This is a genomic window from Cyclobacterium sp., assembly GCF_014762705.1.
Lineage (GTDB): Bacteria > Bacteroidota > Bacteroidia > Cytophagales > Cyclobacteriaceae > Cyclobacterium.
This window is the reverse complement of the sequence record NZ_JABURL010000054.1, coordinates 1-15,347: the sequence shown is the minus strand read 5'-3', so window position 1 is coordinate 15,347 and position 15,347 is coordinate 1. Positions and strand designations below refer to the sequence as shown.

Annotated in this window: 12 protein-coding genes; 5 read left to right on the top strand and 7 right to left on the bottom strand. The window is 42.5% G+C overall.

Translation table 11 applies throughout. From position 1 onward, the window contains the following. Nucleotides 1–239: 239 nt before the first annotated feature. The gene (locus HUJ21_RS10340; protein WP_291369468.1) at nt 240–863 is read left to right on the top strand and encodes a sterol desaturase family protein; all 624 of its coding nucleotides are present in this window, start codon (nt 240–242) and stop codon (nt 861–863) included. 49 nt (nt 864–912) lie between these two features. Here the strand turns inward: HUJ21_RS10340 and pdhA are convergent, their stop codons facing one another. Next, a complete protein-coding gene (gene pdhA / locus HUJ21_RS10335) occupies nt 913–1,935 on the bottom strand; it encodes a pyruvate dehydrogenase (acetyl-transferring) E1 component subunit alpha (protein WP_291369466.1) in 1,023 nt (340 codons plus the stop codon). A gap of 104 nt (nt 1,936–2,039) precedes the next feature. Here pdhA and HUJ21_RS10330 point away from each other — a divergent pair, with 104 nt between their 5' ends. Beyond that, a complete protein-coding gene (locus HUJ21_RS10330; protein ID WP_291369464.1) occupies nt 2,040–3,152 on the top strand; it encodes a DNA replication/repair protein RecF in 1,113 nt (370 codons plus the stop codon). On the opposite strand, the gene HUJ21_RS10325 is transcribed toward HUJ21_RS10330, so the two are convergent. Then, complete coding sequence (locus HUJ21_RS10325; RefSeq protein WP_291369462.1) at nt 3,149–3,565, bottom strand: DoxX family protein; 417 nt, start codon at nt 3,563–3,565, stop codon at nt 3,149–3,151. The two genes, HUJ21_RS10330 and HUJ21_RS10325, sit on opposite strands and share 4 nt — an antisense overlap. Before the next feature lie 305 nt (nt 3,566–3,870). Further along, nucleotides 3,871–4,773: a nucleotidyltransferase gene (locus HUJ21_RS10320; protein ID WP_291369460.1), complete on the bottom strand. Its 903-nt coding sequence runs from the start codon at nt 4,771–4,773 to the stop codon at nt 3,871–3,873. Nucleotides 4,774–5,143: 370 nt separating this feature from the next. Here HUJ21_RS10320 and HUJ21_RS10315 point away from each other — a divergent pair, with 370 nt between their 5' ends. Next, nucleotides 5,144–5,482 carry a P-II family nitrogen regulator gene (locus HUJ21_RS10315; RefSeq protein ID WP_166148821.1) on the top strand — a complete coding sequence of 113 codons (339 nt, stop codon included), beginning with the start codon at nt 5,144–5,146 and terminating at the stop codon, nt 5,480–5,482. A 46-nt stretch (nt 5,483–5,528) separates the two neighbouring features. Next, nucleotides 5,529–6,761 carry an ammonium transporter gene (gene amt, locus HUJ21_RS10310; protein WP_291369457.1) on the top strand — a complete coding sequence of 411 codons (1,233 nt, stop codon included), beginning with the start codon at nt 5,529–5,531 and terminating at the stop codon, nt 6,759–6,761. 213 nt (nt 6,762–6,974) lie between these two features. On the opposite strand, the gene HUJ21_RS10305 is transcribed toward amt, so the two are convergent. Together HUJ21_RS10305 and HUJ21_RS10300 are read right to left on the bottom strand one after the other, a co-directional pair. Then, entirely contained in the window at nt 6,975–9,296 is a 2,322-nt protein-coding gene (locus HUJ21_RS10305; protein ID WP_291369455.1) for a M1 family metallopeptidase, read from the bottom strand. 112 nt (nt 9,297–9,408) lie between these two features. Beyond that, entirely contained in the window at nt 9,409–9,990 is a 582-nt protein-coding gene (locus HUJ21_RS10300) for a HupE/UreJ family protein (protein WP_291369453.1), read from the bottom strand. 89 nt (nt 9,991–10,079) lie between these two features. On the opposite strand from HUJ21_RS10300, the gene HUJ21_RS10295 reads away from it, so the two are divergent. Then, nucleotides 10,080–10,571, top strand: coding sequence for a DUF6702 family protein (locus HUJ21_RS10295; RefSeq protein WP_291369451.1), 492 nt, complete (start codon nt 10,080–10,082; stop codon nt 10,569–10,571). A gap of 301 nt (nt 10,572–10,872) precedes the next feature. Here HUJ21_RS10295 and HUJ21_RS10290 read toward each other — a convergent pair whose 3' ends face one another. Continuing rightward, entirely contained in the window at nt 10,873–12,288 is a 1,416-nt protein-coding gene (locus HUJ21_RS10290) for a RagB/SusD family nutrient uptake outer membrane protein (RefSeq protein WP_291369449.1), read from the bottom strand. 13 nt (nt 12,289–12,301) lie between these two features. Then, entirely contained in the window at nt 12,302–15,277 is a 2,976-nt protein-coding gene (locus HUJ21_RS10285) for a TonB-dependent receptor (RefSeq protein WP_291369447.1), read from the bottom strand. Nucleotides 15,278–15,347: the final 70 nt, after the last annotated feature.

Sequence of the window (15,347 nt, the reverse complement as noted above, 5' to 3'; positions counted from 1 at the left end):
TTTACCCTTACTCAAAAAATTATTTTTTTTCTATAGGGTAAATTGAAATCCGGTTGTCTTAGCTTAAAAGAAATAACTACCATAAAATAGAGCCTTCCTGAGGCAGGTAGACTTGAAGTGAGCGACAGCACACAGAACGGTGATTATCATAGTGAGATTCTCCCGATATGGAACAGGCTATCCGATCCTTGCTGCAAAACAAGTTCCGGCATTTGAAAACCAAATTATAGACACATGAAATGAAAAAGATTGGAAAATTAGACAAACCAGACAATCATGGGACTGCTGAAATTTTCAAGCAACCCATTTTAGAAAAAATCACCAAAACACATGCAATAATTCCCATTTCCCTATTCTTGCTGCTTTCCGCCTTTTTTCTTTACCAGGCATATTGCCACAGCAAGATCTCCATCGGGATCAGAATAGCCAATTTTCTGGGAGGTTACGTATTATTTACACTGATGGAATACCTGATGCACCGGTACTTCTATCATATGAATCCCAACAACACATGGAAGGGAAGAATACAATATTCGGTTCATGGCATACACCATGATTACCCGAAAGACAAAAAAAGGTTGGCCATGCCGCCAATTCTATCAGCAGGATATGCCATACTGCTATATTATTTATTTTATTTTTTGATAGCTGATTATGTTTATTACTTTTTGCCAGGGTTTTTACTTGGATATGCAGCATATCTAAGCATACACTACATCATACATGCCTTTCAACCCCCAAAGGGTCCCATGAAAGTCCTTTGGATCAATCATGCCATCCATCATTACAAAGACCCGGATGTGGCATTTGGTGTCAGTACTCCATTTTGGGATTATGTTTTTGGCACAAGCCCTAAAAAATAAAAACCATCCGGAGTTTTTCCGGATGGTCTCAAAATTTTATTTTAGCCGATTATTCCCTTACAAAGGGATAATCATCTTCTGCGTAGACATCTTTAAATGCATCCTCTCCTTTTGGCCAGGGAGATTCTTCTGCAAATTTTACGGCATCGGCTACCTGCTTCTTTACCTTAGCTTCGATTTCCTTGATTTCCTCTTCGCTGAGGATTTTATTATCAAGGATGGTAGCTTTAACCTGCTCCACAGGATCCCTTTGCTTGTATTCTTCCACTTCTTCTTTGGTGCGGTACTTCTGTGGATCAGACATGGAATGACCCTTATACCTGTAAGTCCTGAATTCCAAAAGGGTTGGCCCGTCACCTTTTCTGGCCCTGTCAGCCGCTTCCTTTACTGCCTCATGAACTTCTTCCACATTCATGGCGTCTACAGGAAAGGAAGGAATATCATAAGATTCACCAAGGGTATACAACTCATCCACATTAGAGGATCGTTTGACCGAGGTACCCATGGCATAACCATTGTTTTCAATCACAAAGATCACAGGAGACTTGTAAAGCATGGCCAGGTTGAGCGCTTCATGGAAAGCACCTTGCCTTACCGCACCGTCACCCATGTAACAGATACATAGGTTTTTGGTCCCCTTGTATTTTTCGGCAAAACCAATTCCAAGTCCCATGGGAATCTGAGCTCCCACAATGGCATGTCCACCCGCAAAATTCTTGGATTTATCAAAAATATGCATGGAGCCTCCTTTGCCTTTAGTAGTTCCTGTTTCCTTACCAAAAAGTTCCGCCATTACAGCACCAGGATCTGTTCCAAGACCCAATGGAGTGGCGTGACACCTATAGGCAGTAATCCATTTATCATCTTTTTCCAAAGCGGTAATTGCACCAGCAGCACAGGCCTCCTGACCTATATACAGGTGACAGAAACCCCTGATTTTTTGTTGCCCGTAAAGCTGTCCTGCTTTTTCTTCAAAACGCCTCATCAACAACATGCTCTCAAACCAATAAGTGTAGGTTTCCTTTGAATATTTTACTTTAGATTTACTTGTACTAGTACTCTTCTTTGCCATACCGTATTCTATAAAATATGCTAACTTTGGGTTCAAATATAATGAAATGAAAGCAATTTCGACGCCTTTTTCAAAAATAGTAGACAACAACCGCTGAAATATCCATGCACCTAAAAAACCTGGAACTAATTCAATTTAAAAATTACCAAAGGGTGCAATTGGATTTCAACACAGAGGTAAATTGCTTTTTCGGTGAAAACGGGGCAGGCAAAACCAATCTGCTGGATGCCATCCATTACCTGTGCCTTACCAGAAGTGCCCTGCTTCCCCTGGACAGTTATCACATCATGCATGGCAAAGATTTTTTTACCATCAAGGGAGATTTCGGCCTGAACGATAAAATACTGAGCCTGAATTGTGTGTTTGAAAGCCACAAAAAAAAAAGGATGGAAGTGAACGGCAAAGCGTATCACCGGCTCAGCGAACACATTGGCCTATTGCCACTGGTACTGATTGCACCGGACGACACCCTGATGATCAATGGAGGAAGCGAGGAAAGAAGGAAATTTTTCGACGGCATGATCAGTCAGACCGACAACAATTACCTGCAATTACTGATCCGCTACCAGCACTATTTAAAACAAAGGAACGCCTTGCTGAAAAGGTTTGCAGAAGCAAAACGTGCCGACAAACAACAATTACTTCCCTATGACAGGCAGTTGATACCCCTTTCTCAGGCCATATTCAAAAAAAGAACTGACTTTCTGGCCGAATTCACCCCTTATTTCACAGACCACTACAGGGCTATTTCCGGAGAAAAGGAAGAGGTTAGCATTGCCCACCAAAGCCAGGTCCAAAAGGAAGATTTCCCACAGGCTTTCGAAAGCTCATTTGAGAAAGACCTTATGCTGAAAAGAACCCACTACGGTATTCATAAAGACGATTATCTTTTCCGGCTGAATCAGCACCCCATTAAAAAATTCGGCTCTCAGGGGCAAAAGAAATCCTTTTTGATAAGCTTGAAACTGGCCCAATTTTTTGTTTTCAAAGCTATCAAAGGGACCAAACCACTATTGCTGCTGGATGACATTTTTGACAAACTCGATGATCAGCGTATTTTTCACTTAATGGACAGGGTGGCCAAAAAGGAATTCGGGCAGTTATTCATCACAGATGCCAGACCGGAAAGATCCAAAGAAATCCTCAAAACCATCAGTGCTGATGCCCGGTTTTTTGAAATCAAAGACAATCAAATCTATCCGGGAGGCACAGATTAATACCGGCGGCGCTTTAGAATTTGACCATCCAGAGAAATTTTACCGGGGCCCATTAGCATCAGAACAACAAATACCAATAGATATAACAATGGTAATTCCTGCCTGTTAAAAGAATCGTCTCCATGAGAAATAAAGGCAATCACAGCCATATTGATAATCAGGGGAATCAAAAAGAGCCGGCTCATAAAACCAAGAATCAAAAATATAGCACAAAAGACCTCTGCAAAAATGACCAATTGCAAAGATAAAGAAGGGCCCAAACCAATGGGATCGGAAAAATTATTTAAACGTTCACTGTAATTCGTGATTTTTGACCAGCCATGGGTGAGCAGCATGACAGCGGCTCCAACTCTTAATAGTAATAAGGCCACATCTGCTGCAACAGGAAAATGGGAAAAAACTAATTTTTTCATGCTTAAAATATATAAGGGTGAAATGTTATATTGACTTAAAGTTAATTAAAAATAAATACGAATTACAAAATTTTATCCCTCTGATTGGCCTTTTGGCTTAAACTACGGTAAGACATTTTAATTTCCCTTACCAAGCCGTGTCGGAAATCCTTGTAAGCCAAAACTCCTGTTTTTCCATGGTAATAAACCCAATAAGGTTTGATTCTTCGATTAACAGTAAGTTTTAGCCAGTGGGCAAGACACATCAGTTGAATAAAAAGTTATCCGACAAAGTCAATTTCAACTGGCCCAAAAGAATTCGCCATTTACCATAACTTCTCCGGATAAGCCCCTTTCTGGTGTAAATTTTTCAAGGCATTCATTACATGGTCCCTGTCTTCGGGATAAGTTACCCCAAACCAAATTTTCCCACCTTCCAGAATTTTAACTTTGGCCATATCCTCCTGGATCAAGGAATTGACCACTTTGGGAATATAAAATTCAGATTTTAAATTCTCTTTATTCTCTTCTAAAAATGGAAACCATAGCTTTTCCGTTTGGTCAAATACCGCAGGATGAAAACCCCAGCAATTCATAGAAACGGGGTTTTCCGGCAAAATTTCAACCTTTTCAGCCCCATCTTCATGAAAAATACCATCCGTGTTTCTGGATATACGTGTACGTTCTATCATTCCTAATAGATAACCCTCTTTTGAAGCTTCACAAACTCCCCTGCTCACTGTTCCATGATCAGACAATACATTTTTTATCGCATAACCAACCATACAATGAAGGTCAGCCTTTACTTCCCGGGTCAAAAATGAAGCAAGCATCCTGAAGGCTTCCTCACCATAGAAATCATCGGCATTGATTACGGCAAAAGGTTCATGGATTACATCTTTGGCACACAATAGGGCATGCGCTGTACCATAAGGTTTATTCCTTTCGGGATTTTGGTAAACTTCCGGCACCATGCTATCCAGGGCCTGCACTACAAAATCCAGTTCGATCTTTCCCCCAAATTTAGGAACAAACATGGCCTTTGCTTCTTCCAATATCTCCCTCCTCACAATGAATACCACTTTCCCAAAACCGGATCGGATGGCATCAAAAACAGAATATTCTAAAATGGTCTCTTTATTGGGTCCAAATCCATCGATTTGTTTGTCTCCTCCATACCTGCTGCCCATTCCTGCAGCTAATATCAAAAGTGTAGGCTTCTTTGTCATATCTTCAAAAGAATTGTTGGTAAGTTTAAAATTTAAAGCTAACAATTCCTGCAAAGTTAATTTTTTTACCTTTCCCAACGGGATTTACCCTTGCCTTTTTTTGGCACTATTTCTTCACATACAGTCCAATCTATAGCCAATAAAAACATTACACCTCTAATCAATAAGCATTGATATTTGTAAAAGAGGTATTTTTTTCACCTATTATAAATAATCTATACATTTTTTTTATGATTTTAGGGTGTTTAACCACCCAAACACCAATATTTAGCCAAAAATGTATTGATAAATCAGTTTTGATTTTATATTTTTGAAAAAAATAAATTTTTAATCATAGAATCATTAATAAAACATTAACCCTGTTAGTAAAATGAAAAAAATTGAAGCTTTAATTAGAACTTCGAAATTTGAGGAAATTCATAAATGCCTATCGAGCCTGGGTGTTAAATTTCTTACATTTTTCGAAGTAAAAGGTATGGGTCTTCAACATGCCAAAATGCAAACCTATAGAGGGGTAGCCTATGAACCCACCTTTATTCCAAGAACAAAACTTGAAATAGTGGTGCCCGATGAAATGGAAGAAGATGTCATCAATTGTATACTCAAAGAGGGTAAAACAGGCGAAATTGGAGACGGTAAAATATTTGTCTATGAGGTAGGCAAAGCTTTTAGGATTAGGAATGACGACACTGGAGAAAGTGCCCTATAGCCTATCATCAACCAAATTTTATTCCAACTTATAAAATTATATACAAATGAACCAGGAATTATTTACCGTTAATAACCTATGGATCATGGTGGCCACCATTTTGGTTTTCATCATGCACCTGGGATTTGCAGCTTTGGAGGCAGGACTGACCAGGGCAAAAAATACTGTCAATATTTTATTTAAAAACACCATCATCCCGGCCCTGGGATTGATTACCTATGCATTTATTGGCTTTAACCTCATGTACCCTGGAGAAGCCTTTTCAGGAGGAGTATTTGGAATTGCTGGTCTGGGAATAAGTCTTCCGGAAGGGGGGAACACCTCGGCTTACAATGAAGGATATACCTTTTTTACAGATTTTATCTTCCAGGCAATGTTTGCAGCTACGGCAGCTACCATTGTTTCAGGAGCAGTTGCAGAAAGGATCAAGCTGGGTCCATTTATCTTCTTTTCCCTTTTATATGTAGGTATATGCTATCCCATAGTAGGCATGTGGAAATGGGGAGGTGGATTTTTGGATACCCTGGCAACACCTTTTTATGACTTCGCAGGATCTACCATTGTTCACTCCGTGGGAGGCTGGGGTGCTTTGATAGGCGCTTATTTGCTGGGGCCAAGAATAGGGAAATACAAGGATGGGAAAACCAATGCCATACCAGGTCACAATCTCCCCTTGGCCACCTTTGGTGTGTTTTTGCTTTGGTTTGGATGGTTTGGTTTCAATGGAGGTTCTGTATTATCAGCAGACCCCGGTGCCGTCTCTCTTGTTTTTGTAACCACTGCATTGGCAGCAGCCGCAGGGGCGTTTGGTGCCCTTTTGGCCTCTTATTTGAAATTCAAGGCTTACGACATCACCATGGTACTTAATGGGATACTGGCTGGTTTGGTGAGTATTACCGCTGGTGCCGACCTTATGTCTCCGACGGATGCCGTAATTATTGGCTTTATTGGAGGTATTTTGGTCGTGTTTGGCGTGGTTCTTTTTGACAAAATCAAAATTGACGACCCTGTCGGTGCGATCTCTGTACACCTGATTTGTGGGATCTGGGGTACGCTTGCGGTAGGAATTTTTGGAGATTTGTCAGGCGGATCTCAGATTCTATCTCAGCTTGTTGGGATATTTTCCATAGGCGCATTCTGTGTATTATTTAGCTTCCTGGTATTTTTTGTTCTCAAGAAAACCATTGGTATACGGGTGGATGAACGGGAAGAAATCGAAGGACTGGACATCAATGAACATGGTATGCATGCTTATCCTGATTTCGCCACCAAAGAATAGGTTTCAGCATTAATTACCGTTTTATAAAAAAAGAGGCAGTTAAGACTGCCTCTTTTTTATTTTAAGGAAATGCTTTATGAAACCAGGTAGAATTTCCCGAATTATTTTAGACTGAATTTTAAGCCTTGGAATGATGATTTATTATTCAATCAGGCTGAATTCAGGTAAAGGAAATGATCCTATGCTCAAGCGCTTCAATAGGAATTCGTTACTTTATCTTTTCTTCTTCATAGGGTTCGGGCCTGTGGATGTGCCTCTGGCTGGCAATTGCTGTTTGAACATTTCAAATCTGGAAGGCTGGAATTGTCTCGGCCAGTAGTTGTTGCCTTCGTCTATATCGGCCGTTTCCCGGTAAGGGTCCAAAATGATCTGAGTGACTACTTTCTCTTTGGCAAATACTTTACTGACCTCATATTCATCCAGGCGCCAAATTTGTGCAGGAATTCTTTCAATTTCTGAACTACCATCTTCGTATTGAAATTCAAGGATGATGGGCATGACCAGGCCCCCAACGTTTTCAAAACTGATTTCATAGAAATTCAACCCGCTTTCCAACATGGCTCTCTCATCACTGCTGAGACTATTGATAAAATCGTTATATGCTTTTTCATCCTCAGGTCCTACAGCAAATCGGTCATAGCTGTTGTAAAAATCTGCTGCTTTGGGATCTTTCTCCACAAAAGTCTCTGGAATGGCTGTGGCATTCCGCGTTTTTGAAATGTAAGACTCCTCCCGCTCATAGGCTTCCCGCTGGTCCGCTTTTACCTCTACTGGTTTTTTACTGTCAATTTTATACCATTTTACATCCTGAATGGCCATATCCACCGGATCGGTACCATAAAACCAACCTCTCCAAAACCAGTCCAGGTCTACGGCAGAAGCATCTTCAAGCGTCCTGAATAAATCATCCGGAGTAGGATGCTTGAACATCCACCTTTGTGCGTAAGTCTTAAATGCATGATCAAACAACTCCCTGCCCATTACTGTCTCCCGAAGAATATTCAAAGCGGTAGCCGGTTTGGCATAAGCATTGGGTCCAAATTGGATGATATTTTCAGAATTGGTCATGATCGGTTCCAGCAGGTGTTTTTCACTGCTCATATATGGAGCAATTTTGTGAGCCGGCCCCCTTCTGGAAGGATAATTCCGCTCCCACTCCTGTTCCGCCAAAAACTGCATAAAGGTATTTAATCCTTCATCCATCCAGGTCCATTGCCTTTCATCGGAATTCACGATCATTGGAAAGAAGTTGTGCCCTACCTCATGAATGATTACCGATATCATGCCATATTTTATGGCTGCCGTATAGGTTCCATCGCTATCCGGCCTGCCATAATTGAAACAAATCATGGGGTACTCCATGCCATTGGTGGCCTCTACCGAGATAGCTACCGGATAAGGGTAATCAAAAGTTCGTGAAGAATATGATTTCAAAGTGTGGGCTACTACCCGGGTGGAATACTGCTCCCATAGTGGATTGGCCTCCTTGGCATAATAAGACATGGCCATCACATCTTTCCCACCCAATTTTACTGCCATGGCATCCCATATAAACTTACGGGAAGATGTCCAGGCAAAATCCCGGACATTGTCGGCATGATAAACCCATGTTTTTTTTGTTGTTGCTTTGCCTTTTTCAAGTTTTTCGGCTTCTCCCTGCGTGCGGATGACCACCGGTTCATCATAGGAGGATTTGGCCTGATTCCATCTTTCCATTTCCTTGCTGCTGAGCACCTCTTCCGGATTTTGCAATACCCCTGTGGCCCCGACCATATGGTCTGCAGGTACGGTTATGGCCACTTCATAATCTCCAAATACAAGCGCAAACTCACCCCTGCCTACAAACTGCTTGTTTTGCCAACCTTCAAAATCAGAATACACTGCCATGCGTGGAAACCATTCCGACATGGTGTAAAGATAGTTGCCATCCGCTTCGAAATACTCATACCCAGGTCTTCCACCTATAAAACTCATCCTGTCATGGATGTTAAAACTCCACTCAATATGAAAAGTGAAACTCTCACCGGGCATTAATGGCCGTGCCAAATCCAATCGCATCATGGTGTGATTGACAGTGGAAGGAATTTCATTACCCTGATCATCAAGAACAGAATAAATCTTCAGGCCCAGGTCCATGTCGTGCCAGATGATATCCTGCAACTGCCCCAAGCTCATTTTTGGCTGAATGCGATTGCTGGATATTTTCGGGGTCTCGGAATCACTATCCCGCTGATTTTGATCCAATTGTAACCAAAGGTAGTCCAGTGGGTCAGGCGATTGGTTGTAATAGGTGACTTTCTCTTTGCCCCGAATGGATTGGTTGTCATCATTTAACTCTACCTCTATCTCATAATCTGCTTTTTGCTGCCAATATTGATGACCAGGGGCGCCTGAAGCGGTCCGGTATACATTGGGAGACCTAAGCATTGGACCCAGTTGTTCAAAGCGATTGCCATGTCGTTGTTCATCGACCTGAGCCAGAATTGTCCCTGGCAACAGGATAATGGACAGAAAGAGGTAGCGTATGTTTTTCATAGGTTTTAGTTTATCCAATAGGACTTTAAATTAACCAATTCTTTCATTATGGAATGAAATTTAATAAATAAAGCTTTAAATAATGGCTTTGGTTTTCAAAATTTAGGATTTTCTACCAATATTTGTTTTCAAGAATCATCATGGTGGCCATTCCTAAAATAACAGAAGAGATAACCAGCACCCATTCTTTTCGACTTACACCAAAAATGCCTACTATCAATGAGGAGGCAATTAAAAACAGCACCACAATGACCAATTGACCTACTTCCAGGCCAATGTTAAAAGCAAGCAATGGCTGAAAAATAGATTGCTCTCTCCCCAAAAGCGAGCGCAGATAATTGGAAAATCCCAAGCCGTGGATCAGTCCGAAAAACAAAGCAAACAAGTAATTGAGCTGCAGCCCCCCGCCTCCCGAAGGCCTGGGTTTGAGGATATTGCTAAATGCAGTAATCGCAATGGTTACCGGGATTAAAAATTCGACAAGGTCGGAATTTATCCTTACCAATTCCAGGGTCGCCAGTGCAAGGGTCAGTGAGTGACCGATAGTAAATGCGGTGACCAAAACGACGATTTTTCCCCAATCCCGCAACATGTAAATCACGGCAAGGGAAATGACAAAAAGAATGTGGTCAAAACCTTTCAGATCAAGAATATGTTGGATTCCCAGATTAAAATACAACTGAAATTGACTCATAGGATTGGTAAATGTTTTACTTTTGGTTTGAAAATTTTGTTGTAATATTAATGCATATTTTACAGATAAAACAAAAATCCACTTCCTAAATGCTTGCAATACATTTATTGATAGCACTGCTTACCTATTGGCCAGCGGCACATCCATTCTATATCAGCCTCACCGACATGGTTTACAATGACACAAACCAGACCATTGAAATCGCCCAGAAGATTTTTTGGGATGATTTGGAGGTTGCCTTAACCAATATGAGCGGAAATCAGGTCAACTTCCTATCGCCAGATAGACCCGATGTATTGGAATCCCAAATAGAAAAATACATATTGACCCACAACACTATAGTTATCAAAGGGGACACGCTGACCATCACTTATTTGGGCCATGAAATAGAAGCAGAGGCTGCCTGGTTTTATATGGAATCGGAGAAAATTCCCGCTCCGGAGCAGGTGACCATTTACAACAATATCCTGATCGATGATTTCCCCCAACAACAAAATATTGTGAATTTTTATAAGGACCGGAAACCCAAAAGCCTGATCACCAGAAAAGAGAAAACTTCGGGTGTTTTGAAACTGGATTAAGCATTAGACAGACAGCAGGTTAGCCATCTGATAAATACCCAAAAAGGGTCAATAAAGAAAACCATCCACTGGGAAAAGTGGATGGTTTTTTATGCTTATAACTGAGTTCGAATTAAGATCGTCAATAAAAACCAATTGAATCGTCACTGCGAACCCTTTGTCGTGGGTATAGGCGCTGGGAAAGGGTTTGGCAGTCTCGTTTGGCCAGAGATTCCCACGGCTCTCACCCCTCAAAACCCTCTCTAAGCCTCGGAATGACGGCTTTTTAACGAAATTAAGTCGAACTCAGGTTTATAAAATCTTAATTGTATCCATCATTCTGAACCAATTCAGGATTGATGTCCAATTCTCTTTGCGGAATGGGCAATATGGTCTTGTCTTGTCCGGCCTGCGAAGCAGCAAAATGATCATCTTCTTCAGGACGGAGGGCCCTTCCATACCTCAAAAGGTCCATTCTCCTATGGCCTTCAAAAGCCAATTCTTTCCTTCTTTCTTCCAGAATAAAATCCACAAAATCCTCCGTTCCGGAAAAATCTCCGGCCGCAACCTCAGCCAATCCAGCCCTCTCTCTCAGCTGGTTGATCAGGTCCAGGGATTCCGCATTTACGCCCTCAAGTTGCGCAAGTGCTTCTGCCCTGTTTAATACCACTTCTGTAGTCCGGATAATAGGAGAATTGTCGGAATTATTGATAGCATCCGGGAACTTGGTGGTATAGATACGCTCATTGTCCCCTTCTTTTGAAATTTCTGTCAGCCTGCGGTCGTCAGCATCGTAGGCATCCAACAGGTATTCAGAAAATGGAGCATCTCCTCTCGCACCATCTTCGGCCGGGTTATAATAAGATGCCCAGCCACCAGAACCTGTTCGTCCGTTGTCTATCTCTGAATTTTGAATAGAGAAAACATATTCCTGGTTATTTTCTCCCCAGAACGCATAATTTGTGGCCAAACCATACAAAGTTTCATCATCCAAAACAAGCTGAGCTCTGTCAGCCGCCTGTTGCCACTCGCCGCGATACAGGTGAACCCTGGATAGCAGAGCATTGGCCGCTCCCTGAGTAGCCCTGCCTCTGGTAAAAGAAGCCGAACCGTAAGATGCCGGTAAATCCGGAACTGCAGTGGTAAGGTCCTCTAAAATAAAAGCATGCACCTCTCCAACCGTGCTTCTGGGGTATCCAATTATTTCACCAGTGAAAGCATCAGATACGATAGGGATTCCCGGTGAGGATTCTCCCTGCTGAATGGGCTGGGCAAACAAGTTTACCATTTGAAACATTAGCAATGCACGCATAAATTTGGCTTCTGCTACAAACTGATCCCTTTCCTCAGCGGTGAGCGATTCATCCGGGGAATCAGGAGTAAATTCAATTACGGCATTTGCCGCCAATATGGCCCTGTAATGTCTTCTCCAAAGATCCCTGATGGTCGTATTGTCCGATTGAGTAGCATATAACCGGATATCCTGTAAGGTGGGGAAAGATCCAATAAAATCTACATTGTCTGCCTGAAAATCAGAGATCACGTGGGGCAATGAACCAAATACCTCAAATTCCTGAGACAAAGAGTATACACCCAATAACGATCCTTCCACTGCCTGCCTGTCGGCAAAAGCCAATTCCGTAGATAAGGATTGTTGGGGATCGATCTGCAAATCCTCGCAAGAAGCCAGGCTTAAGCCAAGCAATCCCATGAATAGTATTTTTGTTAAATTTTTCATGTCAAAGTTATTTTTAGAATCCTAAAGAAACACCCAGGGTGACTGATTTGGCCTGTGCCGGAGTAAAGAAGGATTCTCCCTGTCGCTGGTTATTGTCCCCTCCGTCATTGACCTCAGGTTCCAGGCCATCTTCCAGATTGGAAATGGTCAGGAAGTTTTGCAACATCCCATATACCCTGGCACTTCGGATGATTTTCGTATTTTCCAACAGCGTGGATGGGATATTGTAGCTAAGAGAAAGATTTCTCAACCGGATATGATCACCCTTTCGGAGATGAAGCGTAGAGCGCTGACCAAAACTGGATTGAGTATCACCATTTAACCTGGGAGCAAAGCTATTTCTATTGTCTTCCGTCCAGTAATTCAGCAATTGAGGATCCAGGTTAAAACTGTTCAGGTTGTTGGGATTGTATAAGAACCGCAGGTCATCGTACATGATGTGGTTTCCTTCCACAAAGGTAATCAAGGCAGAAAGACGCAGCCCTTTGTAAGAAAAGGTATTGGTTATTCCACCTGAAATCCTGGGAATAGCTGATCCCACAATCACCCGGTCATTGGCACTGTAAGTAGTGGTAGGCTCTCCATCTTTGGTCAACCACTCCGCCTCGCCGGTTTCCGGATTGATTCCATTATACCGTACCAGGTAAAAGGTGTTTACCGGGTGGCCTTCTATGGCCCGCTGGCTGGCAGAGCCCTCAACGAATCTTCTGCCTTCATTGTCTTCAGATGCACCGGGTAATTCCAGTACTTCATTCTTCAGGAAGCCCATATTCAGGGTGGTGCTCCACTCAAAAGAAGGAGTCTCCAGGTTCACTGACCTGATCATCAAATCAACCCCCCTGTTCCGCATGGTACCAGCATTTTGGGTCAAGCTGGCATAACCTGTAGTGTAAGGAATGGGAACATCCAGTAGCAAGCCCTTGGTATCCTTGTTCCAAAAAGAGGTTTCTATCTCCAGGCGGTTATCCAACAAGGCCGCATTTACAGTTATATCAAATTGAGCCGATTCCTCCCATCCAAGTAGCGGATTGGCAGGTTGACTTGGAAAAATCCCGGGACTACCCGCATAATCGCCGAGGGTACCTGCCTCGTATAATCCCAGGGATTCAAAATTACTGATCCTGTCATTACCTGAGGTACCATAACTGGTGTTTATTTTCAGGTAGTCCAAAAAGCTGTTGTTCTGTAAAAATGCTTCCTCTGAAAGAATCCAGCCAGCAGAAAGTGCCCAAAAATTACCATAGCGGTTATCAGCACCAAATCGGGAAGAACCATCTCTTCTGGCACTACCTTCAAATAGGAACTTATCATCAAAGCGGTAATTGAACCTGGCAAAATAGGAGGCCAGCCTCCAGTTGGTACCTGTAGAACTGGTAATTGTAGGAGTAGCTGCGGAGGCCACATTGGGCAATCTGTCGCTCACAAACCCGGACCCTTCCACTGTCATGCTGGCAAAATCTGCCTGTTCATAGGAATAACCAAGTAAACCCGCCACGTAATGGGGGCCGAAATATTTTTCATAATTCAGCGTATTTGTAGACAACCATTTGTAATCCTGAATAATTCTCTTGTAACCACTACCTGTAGGCTCCACAATATCAGGAAATCTGAATGTTTCCTCTGTCTGAATTTGGTCAATTCCCCAGTCTGTTTTGAAAGTCAGGTCAGGTAAAATGTCCAATTCAAAAAACGTATTGGCAGTAGTCCTACGGGTAATATAATCCGTGATGGCCAGGTCTTCTATGGCCAACAGATTGGGAATGAAACCCAAACGCGAATAATTTCCATTATCATCATAAGGCCTGGTATAGGGCAGATGAAGGAAGGCAGAAGTCAGCGGAGCATAGGTACTGTTATCGGAATAAATCCGGTCATTATCGGTTTTTGCCAAACCAATATTCGCTCCAATTCTTGCCTTCTCAGAAAACTTATGGGTCATGTTCAGGCGTCCGTTAAACCTGTCCAGTTCATTTCCCAGGGCATAGGTATCCTGGTTGAAATAGGTACCGGAAATAAAATAGGTGGTACTTTCACTTCCTCCGGAAGCACTCAGGTTCAAATTGGATATGGACCCTTGCTGAATGACAGCATCCGGCCAGTCAAATCCCTGCTGTGGGAAGTCACTGGCAGGAGTATCCGATCTTAAGGAACGGTACTGATTGTACTGCTGCAACGACATATAGGGTCTTACAGTGGTGGGGGTTTGTACTCCCTGATAATAGTCCACATTGATCCTGGATTGCCCAGACTTTCCTTTTTTGGTTTCGATAAGGATTACCCCATTGGCACCCCTTGAACCATAGATTGCAACAGCCGAAGCATCCTTAAGAACAGAAATGGACTCAATCTCGTTGGGGTTCAATTCCATTAAAGGGTTCAGGGCTATAGCACCTGAAGTATTGGAATAATCCGAACTGCTGCCATCATTCAACGGCACTCCATCAACAACAAACAGGGGGGAGCCTCCAGCTGTAAGAGAAGCGACTCCACGAATCCGAATATTTTGTTGTGCACCACCTACACCAGAAGTCCCGGTCAGTTGCACACCCGCTGCCTGACCCTGCAGAGCTTCCTGGGCGGTGAAAATAGGCATGCCTTCAATTTGGGAATTGTCCAGAGAAGAGATACTCTGCACCGACAACCTGGAAGACTGGGTACCATATCCAACCACCACAACTTCTCCCAGGGTAGTGACATCTGGCATTAGCAATACATTAATCTGGCTTCTGTTGCCGATATTGATTTCCTGGGTATTGAACCCAACAAAACTATACACCAACACATCTGATCCTTCAGGAACCGTTAAGGAATAAGAACCATCAATTTCGGTAATGGTTCCTACCATGGTTCCTTTTACGCTTACATTTACACCAGGTATCCCCGCTGGCTCTTCTTCGGAGGTAACCCTTCCGGTCACCGTCCTGCCTTGAGCGAAAACGGAGATTACCCCTAGCATGGTGCATGCCAAGCCAAGTAAAACTCGTTTCATTGTAGTAAATAGATTAAGGTTTTTAAAAATTTTAATAATACAAACTTCAATCAAATTATTTATAAAACAA

Excerpts from the sequence above, each read along its gene's own strand:
- HUJ21_RS10340 (WP_291369468.1), top strand. The coding sequence starts at position 240 with ATGAAAAAGATTGGAAAATTAGACAAACCAGACAATCATGGGACTGCT.
- pdhA (WP_291369466.1), bottom strand. The coding sequence starts at position 1,935 with ATGGCAAAGAAGAGTACTAGTACAAGTAAATCTAAAGTAAAATATTCA.
- HUJ21_RS10330 (WP_291369464.1), top strand. The coding sequence starts at position 2,040 with ATGCACCTAAAAAACCTGGAACTAATTCAATTTAAAAATTACCAAAGG.
- HUJ21_RS10325 (WP_291369462.1), bottom strand. The coding sequence starts at position 3,565 with ATGAAAAAATTAGTTTTTTCCCATTTTCCTGTTGCAGCAGATGTGGCC.
- HUJ21_RS10320 (WP_291369460.1), bottom strand. The coding sequence starts at position 4,773 with ATGACAAAGAAGCCTACACTTTTGATATTAGCTGCAGGAATGGGCAGC.
- HUJ21_RS10315 (WP_166148821.1), top strand. The coding sequence starts at position 5,144 with ATGAAAAAAATTGAAGCTTTAATTAGAACTTCGAAATTTGAGGAAATT.
- amt (WP_291369457.1), top strand. The coding sequence starts at position 5,529 with ATGAACCAGGAATTATTTACCGTTAATAACCTATGGATCATGGTGGCC.
- HUJ21_RS10305 (WP_291369455.1), bottom strand. The coding sequence starts at position 9,296 with ATGAAAAACATACGCTACCTCTTTCTGTCCATTATCCTGTTGCCAGGG.
- HUJ21_RS10300 (WP_291369453.1), bottom strand. The coding sequence starts at position 9,990 with ATGAGTCAATTTCAGTTGTATTTTAATCTGGGAATCCAACATATTCTT.
- HUJ21_RS10295 (WP_291369451.1), top strand. The coding sequence starts at position 10,080 with ATGCTTGCAATACATTTATTGATAGCACTGCTTACCTATTGGCCAGCG.
- HUJ21_RS10290 (WP_291369449.1), bottom strand. The coding sequence starts at position 12,288 with ATGAAAAATTTAACAAAAATACTATTCATGGGATTGCTTGGCTTAAGC.
- HUJ21_RS10285 (WP_291369447.1), bottom strand. The coding sequence starts at position 15,277 with ATGAAACGAGTTTTACTTGGCTTGGCATGCACCATGCTAGGGGTAATC.